The following is an 18,349-nucleotide window of genomic DNA, read 5'->3' on the forward strand; positions in this document are numbered from 1 at the left end:
CCTGCAGGCGGACGACGGCGATGCGTAGGCTGGCGTCGTCGGCCCACCGCGGGCCGCGCGGAGGGGGATGCCGTGGAACGGTTCGTGCGGGGCGCTGTCCGGGCGCTCATGGCCGGGGGCGCTGCCCTCCTGCTCATCGCCGTCTGGGCGGCGGCCGCCTCGGGCGTGCTGCTCGTGTCCGCGCCGGCGGCGCTCGCCGTCCCGCCGACCCAGGTCGTCGTCGAGGATACCGCCGGCGCCCTCTACCGGCCCCAGCTCGACCCGGCGCTGGCGAAGATCTCCTTCTACGAGCCCACGAAGGTCGTGGTGTTCACGCGTGCCGGCGCGGCCGCCGACAACCTCAACGAGGAGGTCCTGCGGTACGCGAGGGCCAACCACCCCGAGTGGATCAGCCCCGACGGGCAGAAGTGGGCGGACGGGCTGTTCATCTTCGCCCTCGACACGACCGGGCGGCACGTCGGGACGTACTTCGGCGAGGACCGCAAGGTCAGCCTCGACGAGCAGAAGGCGATCCAGGACGACACGAAGGACCTCTTCCGCGCGGCGCAGTGGACCGACGGCACGATCGCGGGCGTGAAGTCTGCGGCGTCCCGGATCGGCCGGCCCTGGTACCTCTCCCCCGCAGCCATGATCGGCGGCGGGATCGCCGGCGTCGCGGTGCTCGGCGGAGCGGGCGCGTGGGCGGGCGTGCGGGCGTGGCGGCGGCGGAAGTTCGCGGAGGCACTCTCCTCCGGGGACCGCTCCTATTCCTCCGTCACCCTCGCGCTCGATACGACCGAGCTCAACGCCTCGACCATCCCCGCCTCGTCCTCCTACGGCGGCCTCGTCCTCGAACGGTGGGAGGGCTTCCGGGCCAAGCACCGCGAGGCCACCAGCCTCCGGGACCGCCTCACCCTGATGACGCCGCGGGAGCGCTCGAGGTCGACCAGCGTGAAGGAGGCCCGGAAGTACGAGGAGCTCGCCCAGGCCCTCGACGGACTCGACGACGCGATCGCGGACACCAACGCGATCCTGAACCGGGGATCGAGCTGGCGCTCCGCGTGGCAGCGACAGACCCAGGACCTCACCGGTGAGCTCGACGGCGTGGACGCCATGCTGGCGGCGAAGACGACCGCGGGCACTTCCGAGAGCGCCAGGGCGCTGGCATCCGGCGTCGGCCTCGCCAGGGCCGAGATCGAGCGGCTCGGGGCCGGGCTCGAGGACGGATCGCTCACCCCGGAGGCGGCCCTCGACGGGCTCAAGGCCCAGCGCGAGCGGATCGGTGCGCTGTTGGGGGCGCACGCGGAGGCCGTGATCGACGAGCATGCGAAGAGTCAGAAGGAGCGGGACCTCATGCGCGGGAAGCTCGAGGCGTCGACGCGGTCGTGGCGCAGCACGCACCGGACCCAGGGCAGCATCCTCGACGTCGCCTACCCGCAGCTTCCGGTGATCAGCATCGTGAGCTTCAACAGCGGCATCGCCGCCGGCTACTCGGCCGTGGACTCCGCCCGGTCATCCTCGAGCACCGGCTACGGCAGCAGCGGAGGGAGCTTCTCCGGCTCGGGCAGCTCCTCCAGCTTCTGACTCAGGCGCCCTGGAAGCGCAGGATCCGCTCGATGGCCGTCTCGACCGCGGCCTGGCCGGCGGCGAAGGAGAGGCGGACCGCGCGCGTCCCGTGGACCGCGTCGAAGTCGGTGCCCGGCACGAGCGCCACTGCCTCGGCCTCGAGCAGCGCCCTGGCGTACTCGCGCGAATCGCCGAACCGCCCGAGCTGGTCGCCGAGCTCGGCGTAGAGGTAGAACGCGCCGTCGGCCGGGGCTGCCGGGCCCCAGCCGAGGGCCGGCAGCGCGTCGAGCAGCGTCTGCCGGGTCCGGGCGTAGCCGGCCACCCACGCGTCCGCCTCGCCATAGGACTCGGGCGAGAACGCCTCGACCGCCGCCAGCTGGGACGGGGCCGGCGGGCACAGGGCCACATTCCCGGCGAGGGCGTCCACCGCGCCGACGAGCTCGTCCGGCACGAGCATCCAGCCGAGCCGCCACCCCGTCATGCCCCAGTACTTCGAGAAGCTCGAGATCACGATCGACTCGCGGTCAAGCTCCCACGCGCACACGCCGCGCGGGCTGTGTGCGTCGGAGGCCGTGCCGGCACCGGGGTAGGTGATGCCGTGGTAGATCTCGTCGCTCACGAGCCGGACGCCGTTCTCCGCGCACCAGTCCGTGAGGGCGGTGAGCTCGGCGCGGTCCACCATGGTCCCGGTCGGGTTGGCGGGCGACGCGAGCACGAGGCCGGCGAGGGGACCGCGCTCGGAGGCAGCGGCGTCGAGCATCTCCGGGGTGGGCTGGAAGCGGGAGTCCGGGCCGGCGTCGAGCTCCACGACCTCGCAGCCGAGCGCGGCGAGGATGTTGCGGTAGGCGGGGTAGCCGGGGCGGGCGAGCGCCACCCGGTCCCCGGCCTCGAAGGCGGCGAGGAACGAGAGCAGGAAGGCGCCCGAGGAGCCCGTGGTGACGGCGACCTGGGCCGGATCCACGGCGAGGCCGTACCACCGGCGGTAGTGCTCGGCGATGGCTGCGCGCAGCTCGGCGGTGCCGAGCGCCGGGGTGTACGTGAGGGCCCGGCCCGATGCGTGGACCTGCGCCGCCTTGGCCGACACGGCAGACGGCGCTCCGCCGGAGGGCTCCCCCGCGCACAGGCTCACGACGTCGCGGCCCTGGGACCTCAGCGCGTCGACGCGGGCCAGGATGTCCATGACTGCGAAGGGCGGCACCTGCGAGCGGGACGAGGCGGCGAAGCGGGGGCTCATGCGGTCCAGCTTGTCACACGTGGCGCACCGGGAGGTCCGGCCGCCGGGGAGCGGCGGGGCGGCCGGTCAGGCGTGGCTCAGGCGAGGCTGAGGAACATCTTCTCCAGTTCGGCCACGTCGCCGCCGCGCTCCGGGTGGGCGAGGCACTCCTGCAGGTTGGTCGCGATGATGCTGAACCCGGCCTTGTCCACGGCGCTCGAGACGGCCGAGAGCTGCGTGACGATCGCCTTGCAGTCCTGGCCCTCCTCCAGCATGCGCACCACGGCGTTGAGCTGGCCCTGGGCGCGCTTGAGGCGGTTGATCGCGGCCCTCATCGACTCGGGTTCGACATTCACGGCGTTCCTCCTTCTGGCACAGCCTGCACTGCAGGCAGCTTCCAGTGTACCCCACCGGGTATTGCGTTCATACCCCCCGTGGTATCTCATGATGGGAGGGGACACCTGAGGCAGGATCACCCCGTCGATGGGGTGTCGTAGGTGCCGGGAGGCACCTTGGGGGGGACCGCGGGGCGCCGAGCCATGGTGGGAGCCCCCTTCCCACCATGGCCCGGGGCCCGCGCGGTCACCGTCGGCGCCTCGGCCGGCGCACCGCGGTCGGTGCCCCCTGGGGTCAGCGCACCAGGACGATGCGCCCGCGGAGCGAGTGGCCCTCCTGGAGCGCGTGGGCCTCGGCGGCGTCGTCGAGCGCCAGCTTCGCTGCCGTGCGGACCACGGGCCGCCCTTGGGCCAGGAGTCGGTTGACCGCGCGCGACGCAGCCGCGAGGTCGTCCACTGAGGCATTGCTGATGGCGAAGCCCCGGATGCTCACGTCGCGGGTGTAGAGCGCGCCCACAGGGAGCGGTGTGTGAGCCGCGAGCCCCGCCATGACCACGATCGTGCCGCGGGATCGCAGCAGGGGGACCACCGTGGGCAGGTCGTGGTGCCCGCTCGTGTCGAGCCACACATCGACCCCCTCCGGCGCGGCCGCGCGGATCCGTCCCGACAGGTCCGGATCCCGGTAGTCGAGCGCCTCCGCCGCGCCGCACGAGGCGGCCCACTCATGGTCCCGCGGCGCAGCGGTGGCGATCACCCGCGCCCCGGCGGCCGCGGCGAGCCGGACGGCCGCGCTGCCGACCGCTCCGCCGGCGCCGCCCACGAGCACCGTGTCCCCGGCGGCGAGCCGGGCCCGGCGGAACAGCCCGAGGTGCGCTGTCGCCGTCGGATGCAGCGCTGCCGCGGCGTCTTCGGCGCCCACGCCCGCGGGCAGGCGGTACAGCCGCTCGGCCGCGACCACGGCGTACTCGGACCAGGCGCCCTGCCGGCCCGCGTGGCCGAGGCTGTTGGTCCACACCCGCTCCCCCGCGGCGAAACCGGCCCCCGGGCCCGCGGCCGCCACGGTGCCCACGAGGTCCCGCCCGATCACGAACGGGAAGGCCAGCGCGGTCCGATACGCCCCGGAGCGGACGAAGGTGTCCACGTGGTTGACGGCGCTCGCCTCGAACTCCACGAGGACATCGGTGGGACCCGGCCGGGGCGTGGGGAGCTCGCCGACCTCGATCCGGTCCGTGCCACCGGTCGCGCGGATGAACGCGGCGCGCATCGTCCCAGGCAGATCCATGGCGTGTCCTTTCGACGCTGCCTCAGGGTAGCGTGGCCGCATGCAGGTTGCTCTCGTCACAGGCGCTTCAAGCGGGATCGGCGAGGCCGCCGTGCGCGCCCTCCTCGGAGCTGGATACACCGTCTACGCCGCGGCGCGGCGCGTGGAGCGGATGGAGGCCCTCGCGCACGACGGCGCGCGCCTCCTCGCGCTCGACGTCACCGACGACGCCTCGCTCACCGACGGCGTCCGGAAGGTCCTCGGCGAGACGGGCCGCGTGGACGTGCTGGTCAACAACGCCGGCTACGGCTCCTTCGGCGCCCTCGAGGAAGTGCCGCTCGAGGAGGCCCGCCGCCAGTTCGAGGTCAACGTCTTCGGCCTTGCGCGCCTGACCCAGCTCGTGCTGCCGGGCATGCGGGAACGCCGCTCGGGGACGATCGTGAACGTGTCCTCGATGGGTGGCCAGTTCTACGAGCCCCTCGGCTCCTGGTACCACGCGACCAAGTTCGCGGTGGAGGGGCTCTCCGACTCCCTCCGGATCGAGCTGCGGCCCTTCGGCGTCCGCGTCGTGGTGGTCCAACCCGGCGCGATCCGGTCCGAATGGAGCTCGATCGCCCGCGGCTCCCTCCTCGAGGTGTCCGGACGAGGTCCCTACGCCAGGGGAGCGCGGCGCGTGGCCGGCGTCATGAAGACCGCGTATATGCCCGGAATGGCATCTCCCCCGCAGGTCGTGGCGGGTGCCATCCTCCAGGCTGTCGAGGCCCGTCACCCGCTGCCGCGATACCGCGTCGGAGCGGGGGCCCGGCCCCTCCTGGCGCTGCGGAAGGTCCTCCCGGACCGGCTCTTCGACCTGATCGTCCGCGGGATCTACCGGCACTGAACCGCTGCACACCACCTCACCCCGCTTGTATTCGTCCTGGGGTATGTTACGGAGCGCGACATGGAAGAGCTTGACGGCCAGTACGCCGAGATCGAGGGGCGCGGCCTGGTGACGTTCGTCCGGTCCTACGAGACCGGCGCCGGGGACCTGTGGGAGGCCGTCGCCACCGCCGACGGGCTCGACGGCTGGTTCCCCTCGCGCGTGGCGCTTGACCCCGACGCCGGGCTCGTGTCCTTCAGCGGCGACCCGAACGCGGAGCCGAGCAGCGGAAGGATCCTCGACTGGGAGCCGCCGAACCGATGGGCGTTCGCCTGGGGCGGCGACCTGATGGAGCTCGTGGTCGAGGGGACCGACGCCGCCGCGGAGCTCACGCTGCGCAACTGGCTCGCCGACTCCGCGACGGCCGCGCGCAACGCCGCGGGCTGGCACGTCTGCCTCGGCGAGCTGGAGAAGAGGCTCGGCGGTTCCCGCTCCTCCGGGCCGAGCGCCGGCGGCCCGGATGCCGGCGCGGCCGAGGATTCGCTCGACTGGCGAACGCTCTACGACGGCTACGTTGCGGCCGGGCTCCCGAGCGGCGCCCCCATCCCGGGCCAGACCCCCTAGCCCCCAGACCCCCTAGCCCGCAACCCGTTTCGGGTACGCATCTCGTCGCGGATCCGACGTTTCGGGTACGCGGACGGGCGGCGGGCTGGGTGCTACCCTCCCGCGCCGCCCTGCAGGGGAGCGTCGTGGGGCTTCCTCTCCTTGCCCTTGGCCTTCGCCGGCCTCGGGCTGGGCAGCAACGAGGTCGCGGGCGTCGTCAGGCCAGGGTCGGTGGCCGCGGGATCCGCAGAGGGGCCGCCGGCAGGCGCAGTTGGGGATGCGGGCACTGGCTGGGCCGGCGGGGACGGCATCATCGCCGCGCGGAGCGCCAAGGGCACCACCACCAGCAGCGTGGCAATGATTCCGACGACGATCGCCGCCCTCACCAGCGCCTTGCCCTGAGTGCGCCGCCGCCCGCCAGCCCTCGCGCCGGCCGGAGGCGTCTTCGGCTGGCCGACAGGCGCGGCTGCCCAGCGCGCCGTCGAGACGTCCTGCCCGACCACGGGAGTTCGGGCCGTGGTGGGCCGGCTGTCCCCGGCGGGGAGCACGCGGGTCGGCGAAGGGACTGACTCGGCAGGGAGGACCTCGGTAGGGCCGCCCTGCGCCGGGACGGCGCCGGCGGCCGGAAGCTCACCGCGGAGGACGCCCAGGATCTCGGCTGCGGTCGGGCGGTCTGCGGCGTCGCGCGCCGTCATCCGGGCCAGCAGAGGTGCCCAGGGCTCGCCCAGGTCCTCGGGGATCCTGGGGGAGCGCAGGAGCCGGGCCACGGCGGCCTCCACCGCGCCGCCTGTGAATTCCATCGACCCCTTGAGGCATTCGAGCAGCACCAAGCCGAGGGAGTAGATGTCCGACGCGGGCCCGACCTTCTCGCCGCGGGCCTGTTCGGGACTGAGGTAGTTGGCGGTGCCGATCGTCGTGTTCGTCACCGTGAGCCGGGACGCGTCGGTCAGCCGGGCGATCCCGAAGTCAGTCAGCTTCGCGGGCAGGCGCCGCCCCGGTCCGGCGTCGGGGACGAGGATGTTGGCCGGCTTGATGTCGCGGTGCACGATCCCGAGCGAATGCACGCAGGCCAGCGCGCCGGCGAGGTCGAGACCGAGCTGCCGCACGTCGTCGGGCGTGAGCGGGCCTGAGGCGAGCCGCTTCCGCAGGTCGGTGCCGTGGACGAACTCCATAACCAGGTAGGCCACGTGGTGGGTGCCGTCGTCCTGCGCGTCGGTGCCGGCGTCGTAGAGCCGGACGAGGCTGGGGTGGTTGAGGCGGGCGAGGACCTGCATCTCGCTGCGCCGGCGCTCCTCACGACGGGGGTCCGAGGCGTGGGCGCGGAAGGTCTTGACCGCCACGTCGCGGCCCAGGACTTCGTCCCGGGCCCGGTGGACGGTGGCCATCGCCCCGCTGCCAGCGAGCTCGAGGAGCCGGTACCTGCCGCCGACGAGGACGGGGTCTCGCCCCGTGTCGCTCTCGGCCACCCTGTGCCCCTCCTCGCCCTGCCGAATCCGGTAGATCAAGCCTAGTGGACGGGGCCGCCCGGGCGCTCCTCTGCACGAGGCGCCAGAGGGGGTGCCGACGCGGCGTCGGCACCCCTCTGGGACTTAGATATGGCTTACGCAGCATATCTCAGCGCGTATATTCCTCAAGGGCGATGTCTATCCGTGGATGACTTGGGGTTGGCCGAGGGCCTTGAGTCCTTCGGTGCCGAATTCGAGGCCGTAGCCGGATTGCTTGGCGCCGCCGAAGGGGGCCATGGGGTGGACGGTGCCGTGGGTGTTGATCCAGACGGTGCCGGCTTCGAGGCGGTGGGCGACGGCGCGTGCGGCGTCGGTGTCGGTGGCCCAGACGGAGGCGCCGAGGCCGACCTCGAGGGCGTTGGCCATCTGCACGGCGTGGTCGATGTCGGTGTATCTGATGATGGGCAGGGCGGGGCCGAACTGCTCTTCGGTGACGAGGGGGTTCTCGTTGTCTATGTCGGTGACGAGGGTGGTGGGGTAGAAGTGGCCGGGGGCGCTCTCGTCGGGGTCGCCGCCGAGGAGGATGCGGGCGCCGGAGTCCTTGGCGGCCTGGACGAGGTCTTTGACGATGGCGTGCTGGGAGGCGTTCTGTAGGGGGCCGAGGAGGTTGGCCTCCTCCAGGCCGGGGCCCATGGGTACGGTGCGGGCGAAGTCGGTGAGCGCCTGGCAGACCTGGTCGTAGAGGCCGGTGTGGACGTAGAGGCGCTTGAGGGCGGCGCAGGTCTGGCCGGTGTTGATGAAGGCGCCCCAGAAGATGCCCTCGGCGATCGCCTGCGGGTCGGCGTCGGGCAGGACGATGCCGGCGTCGTTGCCGCCGAGTTCGAGGGTGAGGCGCTTCACGGTGTCCGCGCTGGAGCGGATGATGGCCTTGCCGGCGCCGGTGGAGCCGGTGAACATGACCTTGGCGATGGCGGGGTGCTCGGCGAGGGCGGAGCCGACCTGCCGGTCGCCGGCGACGACGGTGAGGATGCCGTCGGGGAGGGCCTCGTTGATGACGCGGATGAGGGCCAGGACGGACAGGGGGGTGTAGCTGGAGGGCTTGACGATGGCGGCGTTGCCCATGCGCAGGGCGGGGGCGATCTGCCAGACGGTGATCATCATGGGCCAGTTCCAGGGGCCGATGGCCCCGACGATGCCCAGGGGCCGGTAGTGGAGCACCGCGCGGGTGGTGCCGTCGTCGACGACGGTCTCGGGCTCCAGAGCGGTGGCGGCTGCGGCGCGCAGCCACGCGGCGCACGCGCCGACCTCGAAGCGGGCGTTGGGGCCGTTGAGGGGCTTGCCCTGCTCGCGGGAGAGGATCCGGGCCAGTTCCTCGGCGCGGGCCTCGACCGCCTCGGCCGCGGCGAGGAGCGCGGCCGAGCGGGCCTCATGGCCGGCCGCGGCCCAGGCCGGCTGGGCCGCCTTCGCCGCGCCGATCGCGGCCTCGAGCTCGGCCAGCCCGTGCACCGGGGCGACGCCGACGAGCTCGCCGGTGGCCGGATCGAACAGCTCCTGGCCGGGCGCCCCCGGCGCCGCCGCGATCGCATCCAGCAGGGAATCCGTGGTCTGCAGGGTCTCCATCGAGTCCTCCTCATCGAGTGCTGTGTCCATCCCAGAGTGCGGCCGGTGCCGACGGCGCGGCTTGGCATGGCGTGCCCGCAGCTTGTCCGTGGGCGCACGGTTGGAAGGGGTCGTCGGCACGGCCCTGTACCCGGAATGGCGAAGTGGCGACGAGATGCGTACCCGGAACGGTGAAACGGCGACGAGATGCGTACCCGAAACGGGGGAGGGGTAGCGTGGGCGCGTGTCCGAGTTCCGCCATCTGAGCGTCCCCATCGCCCTGTCCCCCCGCGCCGTCTCCGCGTTCGCCGGCAACCCGGCCAACCTCCCGCGCTGGGCGGCCGGACTGGCCGCGGGCATCCGTGAGGAGCGTGGGCGCTGGCTCGCCGACTCGCCGCTGGGCGCCATCGAGGTGCGATTCGTCGGAGACCCCTCCGCCGGAATCCTCGACCACGAGGTCGTGCTCCCGGACGGCACCACCGTGCTAAACCAGTTCCGGATCCTCGCGGACGGGCCGCACAGCCTCGCCGTCTTCCACCTCCGCCGCGGGGAGGGCGTCGGCGACGCGGAGTTCGACTCGGACGCGGCCGCCGTCCAGGCCGACCTCGAAACCCTGCGGCGTCTGCTCGAGGGCGGCGCGTGTGTCCCCGGGGCCCACAGCGGGTAGCAGCGACAGGGAGAGCACCCGACCACGGAAAGGATGCACCGTGACCCAGCAGACCCCGCTCGTCGCCATCGCCTGCGCGGAGGCGGGCGCCGTCGACCTCCTCTCCCTCGACACGCAGACGGGACGGCTCGAGCACTCGGGCCGGATCGGCGGCCTGGACGGCGCCGCGGCCCTCGCCTTCGGCCCCGACGGCCCGCTCTACGCAGGGTGCAACGGGAGCCGGCCCCGCGCCGTCGTCCTCCATCCCGACGGCGAGACCGGGGAGGAGCGCCGGCTGCCCGCCTCGACCTGCTTCATCGCGGTCGCCCCCGACGGCCGCGCGCTGTTCAGCGCCTCGTACGGGGAGGGCCGCCTGGACCGCGTCCCGCTCCCCGGGGGTGAGGACGACGCCGGCCCCGTCACCTACGCGACCGGGCGCAACACGCACTGCGCGGCCGCCAGCCCCGACGGGCGCTTCCTCTATGCGACCTCCCTCGGCGACGACCGGGTGAGCTGGTTCCCCCTGGACGGGGACGCCGCCGGCTCTGGGGTGCGCGAGCCCAGCGGGCACGTGGCGACCGAGCCCGGGTCGGGCCCCCGGTACCTGCGGTTCAACCGCGCCGGAGACCGCGCGTACGTGGTGCATGAGCTCTCCGGGGCCATCGCGGTCTACGGCAGGGAGGCGGAGAACGGCCGCCTCGAGCTCCTCCAGCGCACCTCCGCCGCGGCCGGGCTGGACCTCCACCCGGGAGTGGTCCGGTCGGCGCAGACGCCGGACCCGGGCCCCGGCGTGGTCTGGGCCGCGGACCTGAGGATCACTCCGGACGAGCGCTTCCTCTACACGACCGAGCGGTCCTCGGGGACCCTGGCGTGCTTCGCGCTCCGGGAGGGTCTGCTCGAGTTCCTCGGCCGGGTCGAGACCGAGCAGGTGCCCGGGAGCGCGGCGATCGACCCGACCGGCCAGTTCCTCCTCGTGGCGGGCGAGGGCTCGCACGCCGTGACGAGCTACAGGATTGCCGAGGACGGCTCGCTCTCGGCCGTCTCGAGGGCGCGGATGAGCGCCGGCCCGGTCGCCGTCGACTGCGGGGCGATCGCCTAGCCGCGGGCCCGAGCCTTCGAGGCCCGAGCCCCCGGGCCGGCGCGCCGGCCCGTGAGCTTGTCCCGGAGACCGTCCACCATGCCCACCCCGGCGCCCACGGTCTTGTGGAACAGCTCCGAATGCGGCGCGTGGGGGTGCGGCCGGGTCGGCGCGACCTTCTTGGCGTTCTCCACCTTCTTGCCGAGGTCGATCAGTTCGTCGTAGGGGATGTGGGCCCGCAGCTTGGGGAACTGGTCCGTTTCCTCGTCGTTGGCGTGGTGCCGCAGCTTCGCCTCCAGGTCCCGGACGACCTCGATGAAGCGTGCATCCGCGGCGTCGATCCTCTCCAGCTCCTTCATGAGGTCGACGATCTCGGCGTGCTCGCCCTTGTCGTGCTCGACCTCCTCCTTCCCATCGGGGACGTGCTTCTCGACGACGGGGTAGACGTACATCTCCTCGGCGACGGCATGGCGCATGACCTCGGCGATCACGGTGTCCGCGAGCTCACGCCGGGTCGAGGAATCGGCCGCCCCCTCGATCCGGGCGATCAGCTCGACCATCTCCTGGTGGTCGCGGGTCAGGATGTCCACGACGTCCGGTTCGGTGGGGCCTGCTGGCGTCTGGGTCATGGGGATCTCCTTGAGGGTTCTCGGCGCTCGCGTGCGGCTGCCGATTACCCCGCCGCTCCCGGGGTAATCAGCGCTGGCCGGACAACTTCGCCCTGCCCCCTCGGGCGAGCCTGGAAGAAGGCGCTGCCGCGCGGGAGTCAGCCGGTGGGGCGGATCGGCCCGTCGGGGTGCGGGGTCGTGAGCGGATCGGCGTGCCGGCTGACCAGCTGCCAGCCATCGCCCTCCAACCGGAAGGTGGTCGTGACGCGCAGATCGAAGGGCGAGCGCTCATCGCGACCGCCGATCTTGGTCTCCCAGTGCTCGTGCTCGAACAGCGTGACGAGATCAGCGCCGACGTATCGAGAGACTTCTTCGAACCGAACAGGCGACCCATCACGGAATTTCGATGAAGCGAAGTCCAGCGCCTGCGAAACCGCGTCCCAGCCCCGCGAGGAGCCGCCGAAGGGGTTCGCCAGAAGCACGTCACCGCTGCGCGCGTACAGTGCCTTGATCGGTGCCGGATCGCCGACGGCAAATGCGTGCAATCCAGAGTGGTATTGGTCGATGACCTGCTCGATGCCCATGACTGACCCTCCAGTTGAGTTCTACCTCGGCCCCTCCGGGCGGACAAGGGGTGGACCCGGCTGGCGTGCATCTCGGGCCGCTCACCCAGGGCCGGACACCCCCCTCGTCGCCGGCGGAATCCGACGTGCCGGACCTGCGGGAAGTCGCTGCCAGCGCGCATGGTGGAGCGGCCCGGATGGTGCGACACTGACGCCATGCGGGACTTGGCGTCGAAGCTGTCCACGCTTCCGGAGGCATGGGCTGCGTCGCCTTGGCCGGACCACGAGCACGTGAAGGGCTGGGGGGGTCTTCGGGCTGCCGTTCGACTCCGGGCACGTCCTCGCGCTGCGGGTCTTTCCGGAGAGCGATTTCGGGCCCTACCGGAGCCTGTGGCATCGGGACCCGGACGGCCGGTGGTCCATCTTCGTCGACGGTCCTCGGCTGGACACGGCTTGCCCGCGCTACTACGGCGCGGCCTGCGAATACACCGGGTTCGCGCACATCGGGCTCGTCTGGACGGGCCCGGCATCCATGCAGGTGACCATGGACCGTCCTTCCCTGGACTGGACCCTGACTGCCTCCTCTAGCTGGACCCTCGGTGTGGTGAACGCGATCAGCTCCCTGTTGCCGCTGGCCACGTGGCGCCCGCGGTGGCTGGTGCGGGGCCGCGAACGCCTGGCGGGTGCGCTGGGCACCGGACGCATGGAGTTCTCTGGCGTGATGCCCAGCGGGCATGCCGGCACGCTCATGCCACGGCAGATGTATTTTGTCGACGAGGCGCGGGCCACGTTCGGAGGCGTTGACCTCGGACATCCCGTTCGCGCGAGCGAGAACCCGAGGATCGGCGCCCTGCCGCTGCCAGCGCGCGGTGTTCTGGCCATCGGCCAAGCCGTCTGGCAGATCAAGGACCCAGACGAGTACCTCCGCACCCGTTCCGAGTCTGCTGGAGGATCCTGAGGCGATCCGGAAACTGCACACGTCAGGCGCCGGGGAGGGGCCCGGGGACGGCGAAGGCCTGGATGCTGTAGTTCCTGACGGTCACCCGCCGAACAGGAGCATCCCCGCGAGGCCGACCATGAGCAGCGCCACGGCCCCGTCCAGCACGCGCCACGACGCGGGCCGGGCGAAGAACCCGCTCAGCGCCCGCGCTCCGTAGCCGATGAGCGGGAACCACAGGGCGCTCGCCGAGGCCGCGCCGACGCCGAACGCCCACCGCCCCTCGCCCTGCGCGTTGGCGAGGGAGCCCAGCAGGACGAGGGTGTCGAGGTACACGTGCGGGTTGAGCCAGGTCAGTGCGAGGACGGTCGCGAGCGTGGCCCCCAGCGTCGCGGCGCCGGCGCCCGCGGCGGCCTGCAGCGCGCCCGGCCGCAGGGCCCGCTGGGCCGCGAAGAATCCGTAGGTGAGAAGGAACGCGGCACCGACCCAGCGGATCACCTGCAGGACCACGGGCGCGCCCTGGACCGCCGCGCCGATCCCGGCGACGCCGGCGAAGATCAGCACGGCGTCGCTCAGCGCGCACAGCACCACGACGGGCAGCACCCACTCGCGCTTGATCCCCTGCCGGAGCACGAACGCGTTCTGCGCGCCGATCACCACGATGAGGCCGAGGCTGGCGCCGAACCCGGCGAGATAGGAGAGGAGCACCCTCCGACGGTACGAGCCGGACTTATGAAGATCAACTAACGATATCTGCATCTGCATTAGCATCTCTTCATGGACTTGGAGCAGCTGCGGGCGCTCGCCGCCGTCGTGGACCAGGAGACGTTCGAGGCCGCGGCGGACGAGCTGCGCATCACGCCCTCGGCCGTGAGCCAGCGGATCAAGGCGCTCGAGCGCTCGGTGGGCAGCGTGCTCGTGCGCCGGCTCAAGCCGGTGGTGCCCACCCCGGCGGGGGAGCGGCTGCTGCGCTCCGCCCGCCAGCTGCTCCTGCTCGCCGACGAGGCGCTGCTCGCCCTCCGTTCGGACCGGACGCACGACGCCGGCCGGGCGGGTTCCGCGGGAACCGGCACCGAGCTGCTGCGCGTGCCGATCGTGGCCAACGCGGACTCGATCGCCACCTGGCTGCCCCCCGCGATCCGCGAGGTGGCGCTGGGAGGCCGGATCGCCGTCGAGCTCCTGCGCGACGACGAGCATGCCACCGCGGACCTGCTCCGCTCGGGCGACGCCGTCGGCGCGGTCACCGCAGACCCGCGGCCCGTCCAGGGTTGCAGCGTGCGGCCGCTCGGGACGATGGTGTACCGGGCGAAGGCGTCGGCGGAGTTCGCCGCGCGCTGGTTCCCCGGGGGCGCCACACCGGAGGCGCTCGGGGCGGCGCCCGTCATGCAGTACGACCGCAAGGACAGCCACCAGCTCGCGCTCCTGGCCCGGGTGGCGCCCGAGGCCACGCCCCCGCAGCACTTCATCCCCGACTCCGTGCAGTACGTCGAGGCCGTGCACGCCGGGCTCGGCTGGGGCATGGTGCCCGACCAGCAGGACCCCGACGGCTCGCTCGTGGAGCTCGACCCGGCCTGGCGGGAGGACCTCAGGCTCTACTGGCAGTCGTGGACGCTCGACTCGCCCGGCCTCGCGGAGGTGGGCGACGCCGTCGTGCGCGCCGCCGCGGTGCTGCGGCAGCGCTGATCCCGCGGGCGGGTCCGGAGGGGATCCGCCCGCGGGATGCGGGGCTGGCGGTCTGTGCCTGGGCCGTCAGGACGCCTGGAGCGGGGCGGCCGCGGGCTCGTGCACCGCGTCCGCGTCCGCGCCGACGGCCCTCTGCCTGCTCGGCCCGATCCAGACGGCGGCGATCGTGATCGCGGCCTGGCTGATCATGTAGAGCGCCACGGGCCAGTAGGAGTGCGTCGCCGCCAGCAGGAGCGTGGCCAGGACGGGACCGATGCCGCCGGAGATCGCGCTGCCGACTTCGCGGGAGGAGGCGAGGCCGGTGAAGCGGATGCGTGCCGGGAAGAGGTTGGCCAGGTACGCGCCCTGGGTGGCCGACATGCCGCGCACGGCGACGGCGTAGATGAGGACGATGGCGATGATGACCACCGGCGCCGACTTGGTGTTGATCATCCAGAACATCGGGATGATGAACGCTGCGACCGCGATCGCGGAGCCGATGTAGACGCGCCCGATGCCCAGGCGGTCGCCGAGCCATCCGAAGAGAGGGTAGGTGAAGAGGCTGACGAGCGAGGCGACGAAGAGGCCGTTGAGCCCCACGCTCTTGTCGAGGTGCAGGAAGGTTGCCGCGTAGGCCAGGACGAAGGTCTTGACGAGGTTGGTGGTCGCGTTCTCTGCGAAGCAGGCGAACATGGCCACGAACCAGTTCCGCTTGTGGGAGGCGAAGACCTCCCTGACCGGGCTCTTGGGCCGCTCCTTCGTCCGGGTGACGGCGAGGTACTCCGGGGACTCCATGACGCGCATCCTGATGAACAGGCCGATGCCGATGCCGATCACGCTGGCCAGGAACGGAAGGCGCCAGCCGTAGGCCATGAATTCGTTCTTGGGCATGAAGTCGAGGAGGGAGTAGAACGACGTGCCGAGCATGATGCCGAGGGCCAGGCCCGCGCCGGGCAGGCTCGTCAGCAGGCCCTGGCGCTTCTTGCTCGCGTGCTCGGAGACCATGACCTGGGCCCCTCCGAACTCGGCCCCCGCGCCGATTCCCTGCAGGATGCGCAGGAGGAGCATCAGGATCGGCGCCCAGATGCCGGCCTGCGCATAGGTGGGCAGGACCCCGATGAGTGCGGTGGACAGCCCCATGAGGACCAGCGTTGCCGCGAGGACGTTCTTGCGGCCGATCCTGTCGCCGAGGGCGCCGAACACGAACCCGCCGAGGGGACGGAAGAAGTATCCGATGGCGGTCGTGGTCAGCGCCGCGGCGGTGCCGAGCAGCGGGTCGAATTTGGGGAAGAAGAGGGTGTTGAACACCAGGGCCGACGCGGTGCCGAAGAGCACGAAGTCGTACCACTCGATCGTGGTGCCGATGACGCCGGCCACGATGGCCCGGCGGACCCATATGGCCTTCTGCTCAGGGGTCGGGTTCAGGACGTTGGACATGCTTGTTTCCTTCTACTTCGTTGTAGTGAGAAGTTGCGGTGGGGCGCAGCGGGGCGCTGGGCCTACTGCTGGAGCGCCAGGCGGGGCGACATCTCGGCCGCCTGGCGGAGGGCCTCGATCATGCTGCGGACATCGGCGATGCCCTTGCCGGCGATGTCGAAGGCGGTGCCGTGGTCCACCGAGGTGCGGATGACGGGGAGCCCGACGGTGATGTTGACTCCGGCCTCGATGCCCAGGACCTTGACGGGGCCGTGACCCTGGTCGTGGTACATGGCGACGATGAGGTCGTAGTCGCCGCGGCCGGCGAGGAAGAAGGCGGTGTCGGCCGGGAGCGGTCCGCGGGCGTCGATCCCGTCGGCCTGGAGCCTCTCGATCGCGGGAGCGATCTTCTCCTCCTCCTCGCCGTAGCCGAAGAGCCCGTTCTCCCCGGCGTGGGGATTGATGGCGCAGACGCCGATCGTGGGGTGGGCGACGCCCGCGCGCTTCATGGCTCCGTCGCCCCGGCGGACGGTGCGCTCGACCAGGCCCGGCTCGATCTTCCGGATGGCGTCCACCAGGCCGATGTGCGTCGTCACGTGGATGACCTTGACCTTGGGGGTCGAGAGCATCATCGACACCTCGTCGACGCCCATGAAGTGGGCGAGCAGTTCGGTGTGGCCGGGGTAGACGTGGCCGGCCCGGTGCAGCGCGGCCTTGTTCAGCGGCGCGGTGCAGATCCCCTGGACCTTGCCCGCCATCGCCAGCTCGCACGCGATCCGCACGTAGTGGTAGGCGGCGTTGCCGGCCTCGGCCGATTCGACGCCCCACGGGAGGTCCGCGGGGAGGAGCTCCGGGTCGATCACGTTGACCCGCCCGAGGGTGAACTCGGCATCCTCGACCGCGTGGACCGTGACGATCTCGGCGGGGACGCCGAGCGCCTCGGCGGCCAGGCGCAGCCGGTGGGCGTCCCCGATCACCACCGGGCGGCTGTCGGCGTAGGCGCCCGCGTGGACGAGGGCTCCTACGGTGACTTCGGGTCCGATCCCGGCGCCGTCGCCCATCGTGACGGCGATGAAGGGCCTGTCGTCCTGTGGGTTGGTCATAGAGGTCTCCGTTGTTTCTCGGGGGTGGTTCGAGGACTGGATGGCGCGGTACAGCTGGGCGAGGACGAGCGGGTCCCCGAAGCTGCCGGGCTTGGTGGCGACGAGCCGGCCGTCGTCGGCGAGGCTGATGACGGCGCCGTGCTGGACCGCGGCGAGAGGAACGAGCGAGGAGATGCCGAGGGCGTCGAGGACCTCCCGGGCGGTCTCCCCGCCCGTGAGGATGAGGTCGGGACGGAGGCCCTCCTGGGCCTTCCGCGCCGCCAGCGCAAGCCCGCGGACGAGGGCCCCGGACCGGGACGGGTCCACCCGGCCCTCAGGAACCGTCAGAGCGACGGAGCGGCCCCGGGCGAGGGCCGCGCGCACGCCGGGCGCTCCCTGCATCTGTGGGGAGGAGGGGCCGACGACGTCGACGCCGGCCGCGGCCAGGTGCTCCACCTGCGCCCGTGCGGCACGGGAGGCAGAGCCGACGACGGCGAGCACCGCGCCGCGGCGGCCCGTCGCTGTGGCCGGCCGCTCCCGGCCGGCAGGAGAGTGCGCACTGTGCGCAGCGTCCGCGGCCAGGCGCCGGGCGAGCAGGCCGGCGAGCTGGCCGGTCCCGGCCAGGGCCATCGGACGGTTGCCCGACGAGAGCTGCAGCGAACAGACGGCGTCGACGACGGCGGAGAGGTCCGCCTCCGTCTCGCCGTCCACGACGACGACAGCGGGGGCGGGGCCGCCGAGGACGGACCGGATGCGCTCCGGGACGTCGGAGGACCGAACGGCCTCCAGCCCCAGGAACCGGACCGGACTGCCGGCGAAGAGCTCCGCCAGATTCTCCGGGGCGGGACGCGGCTCGACGCTCCAGAGGCCGGAGGCCCGCAGGGGGAGGCCCGCCACGAGCGGCGCGGCCCCGACGACCGTCCTGCCCATCGCTGGGAGTGCGCCGGCGAGGACCACGTCGTACCCGAGGCCGACGAGGGCGGACAGCTCCGCGCGGACGTTCCCGCGCCAGAGCGAATCGGTCTTCTTGAAGACGACCGCCGCAGCCCCGGCGCCCGCGACGGCGGCCGTCACGGCCGCGTGGGCGGCCCCCGGGGCGGCGCTGCGGGTGTGCGTGTCCACGACGACGACCTCGGAACCGCCGGAGGAGAGCTCGCGGAGGCGAGTGGCCGCCGTCGTCAGCAGGATCCGCGCGGTGAAGCCGTGGGCCGTGAACTGCTGGCCGACTTCGGCGGCGCCTGAGAAGTCGTCTGCCTGGACGAGAACCTTCGCCATGTCCTTCCTCCTTTCCGCCGAGCCGTGAGAGCTGCGTCACCAGCAAGCATGACATAGCTGCGTGAAACGCGCTAGTCCTATTGCTCAATTCGCGCAGCAATGGGATAGTTGAAACCATCGAAGGCGGATCGCCGAGCGATGACGGCGGCATCACAGTGCGCATTTCGCGCAGAACGCGCAGTCGTCCGGTCGGCAGATCCCACCCTCTATCGACAGGACGAC

At 72.3% G+C, this 18,349-nt stretch carries 17 protein-coding genes; 7 read left to right on the forward strand and 10 right to left on the reverse strand.

Translation table 11 applies throughout. The annotated features are described in order from the left end of the window. The first annotated feature begins 72 nt into the window (after positions 1–72). Entirely contained in the window at positions 73–1,563 is a 1,491-nt protein-coding gene (locus tag SA2016_RS00225) for a DUF5129 domain-containing protein (RefSeq protein WP_229710923.1), read from the forward strand. Between the two features lies 1 nt (position 1,564). On the opposite strand, the gene SA2016_RS00230 is transcribed toward SA2016_RS00225, so the two are convergent. The 3 genes from SA2016_RS00230 to SA2016_RS00240 form a co-directional block, all read right to left on the reverse strand. Beyond that, on the reverse strand, positions 1,565–2,779 hold the full coding sequence (locus tag SA2016_RS00230) for an aminotransferase class I/II-fold pyridoxal phosphate-dependent enzyme (RefSeq protein WP_066494148.1): 1,215 nt from the start codon (positions 2,777–2,779) through the stop codon (positions 1,565–1,567). Between the two features lie 77 nt (positions 2,780–2,856). Then, on the reverse strand, positions 2,857–3,093 hold the full coding sequence (locus tag SA2016_RS00235; protein ID WP_141305463.1) for a metal-sensitive transcriptional regulator: 237 nt from the start codon (positions 3,091–3,093) through the stop codon (positions 2,857–2,859). 295 nt (positions 3,094–3,388) lie between these two features. Then, complete coding sequence (locus tag SA2016_RS00240; RefSeq protein ID WP_218030577.1) at positions 3,389–4,375, reverse strand: zinc-binding dehydrogenase; 987 nt, start codon at positions 4,373–4,375, stop codon at positions 3,389–3,391. A 40-nt stretch (positions 4,376–4,415) separates the two neighbouring features. On the opposite strand from SA2016_RS00240, the gene SA2016_RS00245 reads away from it, so the two are divergent. Beyond that, the gene (locus SA2016_RS00245) at positions 4,416–5,234 is read left to right on the forward strand and encodes an oxidoreductase (protein WP_066494158.1); all 819 of its coding nucleotides are present in this window, start codon (positions 4,416–4,418) and stop codon (positions 5,232–5,234) included. 60 nt (positions 5,235–5,294) lie between these two features. After that, positions 5,295–5,837 carry an SRPBCC family protein gene (locus SA2016_RS00250; protein WP_066494160.1) on the forward strand — a complete coding sequence of 181 codons (543 nt, stop codon included), beginning with the start codon at positions 5,295–5,297 and terminating at the stop codon, positions 5,835–5,837. A gap of 92 nt (positions 5,838–5,929) precedes the next feature. Here the strand turns inward: SA2016_RS00250 and SA2016_RS00255 are convergent, their stop codons facing one another. Next, the gene (locus SA2016_RS00255) at positions 5,930–7,282 is read right to left on the reverse strand and encodes a serine/threonine-protein kinase (protein ID WP_066494162.1); all 1,353 of its coding nucleotides are present in this window, start codon (positions 7,280–7,282) and stop codon (positions 5,930–5,932) included. 177 nt (positions 7,283–7,459) lie between these two features. After that, the gene (locus SA2016_RS00260) at positions 7,460–8,872 is read right to left on the reverse strand and encodes an aldehyde dehydrogenase family protein (protein WP_066501759.1); all 1,413 of its coding nucleotides are present in this window, start codon (positions 8,870–8,872) and stop codon (positions 7,460–7,462) included. A gap of 232 nt (positions 8,873–9,104) precedes the next feature. Between SA2016_RS00260 and SA2016_RS00265 the strand changes: the two genes are divergently transcribed. After that, on the forward strand, positions 9,105–9,527 hold the full coding sequence (locus SA2016_RS00265; RefSeq protein WP_066494164.1) for a polyketide cyclase: 423 nt from the start codon (positions 9,105–9,107) through the stop codon (positions 9,525–9,527). A 40-nt stretch (positions 9,528–9,567) separates the two neighbouring features. Then, positions 9,568–10,605: a lactonase family protein gene (locus SA2016_RS00270; RefSeq protein WP_066494165.1), complete on the forward strand. Its 1,038-nt coding sequence runs from the start codon at positions 9,568–9,570 to the stop codon at positions 10,603–10,605. On the opposite strand, the gene SA2016_RS00275 is transcribed toward SA2016_RS00270, so the two are convergent. Further along, positions 10,602–11,213 (reverse strand): hemerythrin domain-containing protein, encoded by a 612-nt coding sequence (locus tag SA2016_RS00275; protein WP_066494170.1) that lies wholly within the window; start codon positions 11,211–11,213, stop codon positions 10,602–10,604. The genes SA2016_RS00270 and SA2016_RS00275 overlap by 4 nt on opposite strands. A 137-nt stretch (positions 11,214–11,350) precedes the next feature. Further along, complete coding sequence (locus SA2016_RS00280; RefSeq protein ID WP_066494172.1) at positions 11,351–11,776, reverse strand: YybH family protein; 426 nt, start codon at positions 11,774–11,776, stop codon at positions 11,351–11,353. Between the two features lie 583 nt (positions 11,777–12,359). Between SA2016_RS00280 and SA2016_RS21940 the strand changes: the two genes are divergently transcribed. Continuing rightward, positions 12,360–12,713: a hypothetical protein gene (locus SA2016_RS21940; protein ID WP_218030578.1), complete on the forward strand. Its 354-nt coding sequence runs from the start codon at positions 12,360–12,362 to the stop codon at positions 12,711–12,713. An 81-nt stretch (positions 12,714–12,794) separates the two neighbouring features. Here SA2016_RS21940 and SA2016_RS00290 read toward each other — a convergent pair whose 3' ends face one another. Next, complete coding sequence (locus SA2016_RS00290; protein WP_229710821.1) at positions 12,795–13,457, reverse strand: LysE/ArgO family amino acid transporter; 663 nt, start codon at positions 13,455–13,457, stop codon at positions 12,795–12,797. A 12-nt stretch (positions 13,458–13,469) separates the two neighbouring features. Between SA2016_RS00290 and SA2016_RS00295 the strand changes: the two genes are divergently transcribed. Beyond that, the gene (locus SA2016_RS00295) at positions 13,470–14,375 is read left to right on the forward strand and encodes a LysR family transcriptional regulator ArgP (protein WP_066494177.1); all 906 of its coding nucleotides are present in this window, start codon (positions 13,470–13,472) and stop codon (positions 14,373–14,375) included. A 66-nt stretch (positions 14,376–14,441) separates the two neighbouring features. On the opposite strand, the gene SA2016_RS00300 is transcribed toward SA2016_RS00295, so the two are convergent. Further along, complete coding sequence (locus SA2016_RS00300; protein ID WP_066494179.1) at positions 14,442–15,791, reverse strand: MFS transporter; 1,350 nt, start codon at positions 15,789–15,791, stop codon at positions 14,442–14,444. Between the two features lie 62 nt (positions 15,792–15,853). Further along, positions 15,854–18,127: a 4-hydroxythreonine-4-phosphate dehydrogenase PdxA gene (gene pdxA / locus SA2016_RS00305; protein WP_066494181.1), complete on the reverse strand. Its 2,274-nt coding sequence runs from the start codon at positions 18,125–18,127 to the stop codon at positions 15,854–15,856. Positions 18,128–18,349: the final 222 nt, after the last annotated feature.

It is taken from the genome of Sinomonas atrocyanea (assembly GCF_001577305.1).
GTDB classification, from domain to species: Bacteria; Actinomycetota; Actinomycetes; order Actinomycetales; family Micrococcaceae; genus Sinomonas; species Sinomonas atrocyanea.

Coding starts and splice junctions, on each gene's coding strand:
- SA2016_RS00250 (WP_066494160.1), top strand. CDS start 5,295: ATGGAAGAGCTTGACGGCCAGTACGCCGAGATCGAGGGGCGCGGCCTG.
- SA2016_RS00300 (WP_066494179.1), bottom strand. CDS start 15,791: ATGTCCAACGTCCTGAACCCGACCCCTGAGCAGAAGGCCATATGGGTC.
- SA2016_RS00245 (WP_066494158.1), top strand. CDS start 4,416: ATGCAGGTTGCTCTCGTCACAGGCGCTTCAAGCGGGATCGGCGAGGCC.
- SA2016_RS00295 (WP_066494177.1), top strand. CDS start 13,470: ATGGACTTGGAGCAGCTGCGGGCGCTCGCCGCCGTCGTGGACCAGGAG.
- SA2016_RS00275 (WP_066494170.1), bottom strand. CDS start 11,213: ATGACCCAGACGCCAGCAGGCCCCACCGAACCGGACGTCGTGGACATC.
- SA2016_RS00290 (WP_229710821.1), bottom strand. CDS start 13,457: ATGCAGATGCAGATATCGTTAGTTGATCTTCATAAGTCCGGCTCGTAC.
- SA2016_RS00280 (WP_066494172.1), bottom strand. CDS start 11,776: ATGGGCATCGAGCAGGTCATCGACCAATACCACTCTGGATTGCACGCA.
- SA2016_RS00235 (WP_141305463.1), bottom strand. CDS start 3,093: ATGAGGGCCGCGATCAACCGCCTCAAGCGCGCCCAGGGCCAGCTCAAC.
- SA2016_RS00230 (WP_066494148.1), bottom strand. CDS start 2,779: ATGAGCCCCCGCTTCGCCGCCTCGTCCCGCTCGCAGGTGCCGCCCTTC.
- pdxA (WP_066494181.1), bottom strand. CDS start 18,127: ATGGCGAAGGTTCTCGTCCAGGCAGACGACTTCTCAGGCGCCGCCGAA.
- SA2016_RS00240 (WP_218030577.1), bottom strand. CDS start 4,375: ATGGATCTGCCTGGGACGATGCGCGCCGCGTTCATCCGCGCGACCGGT.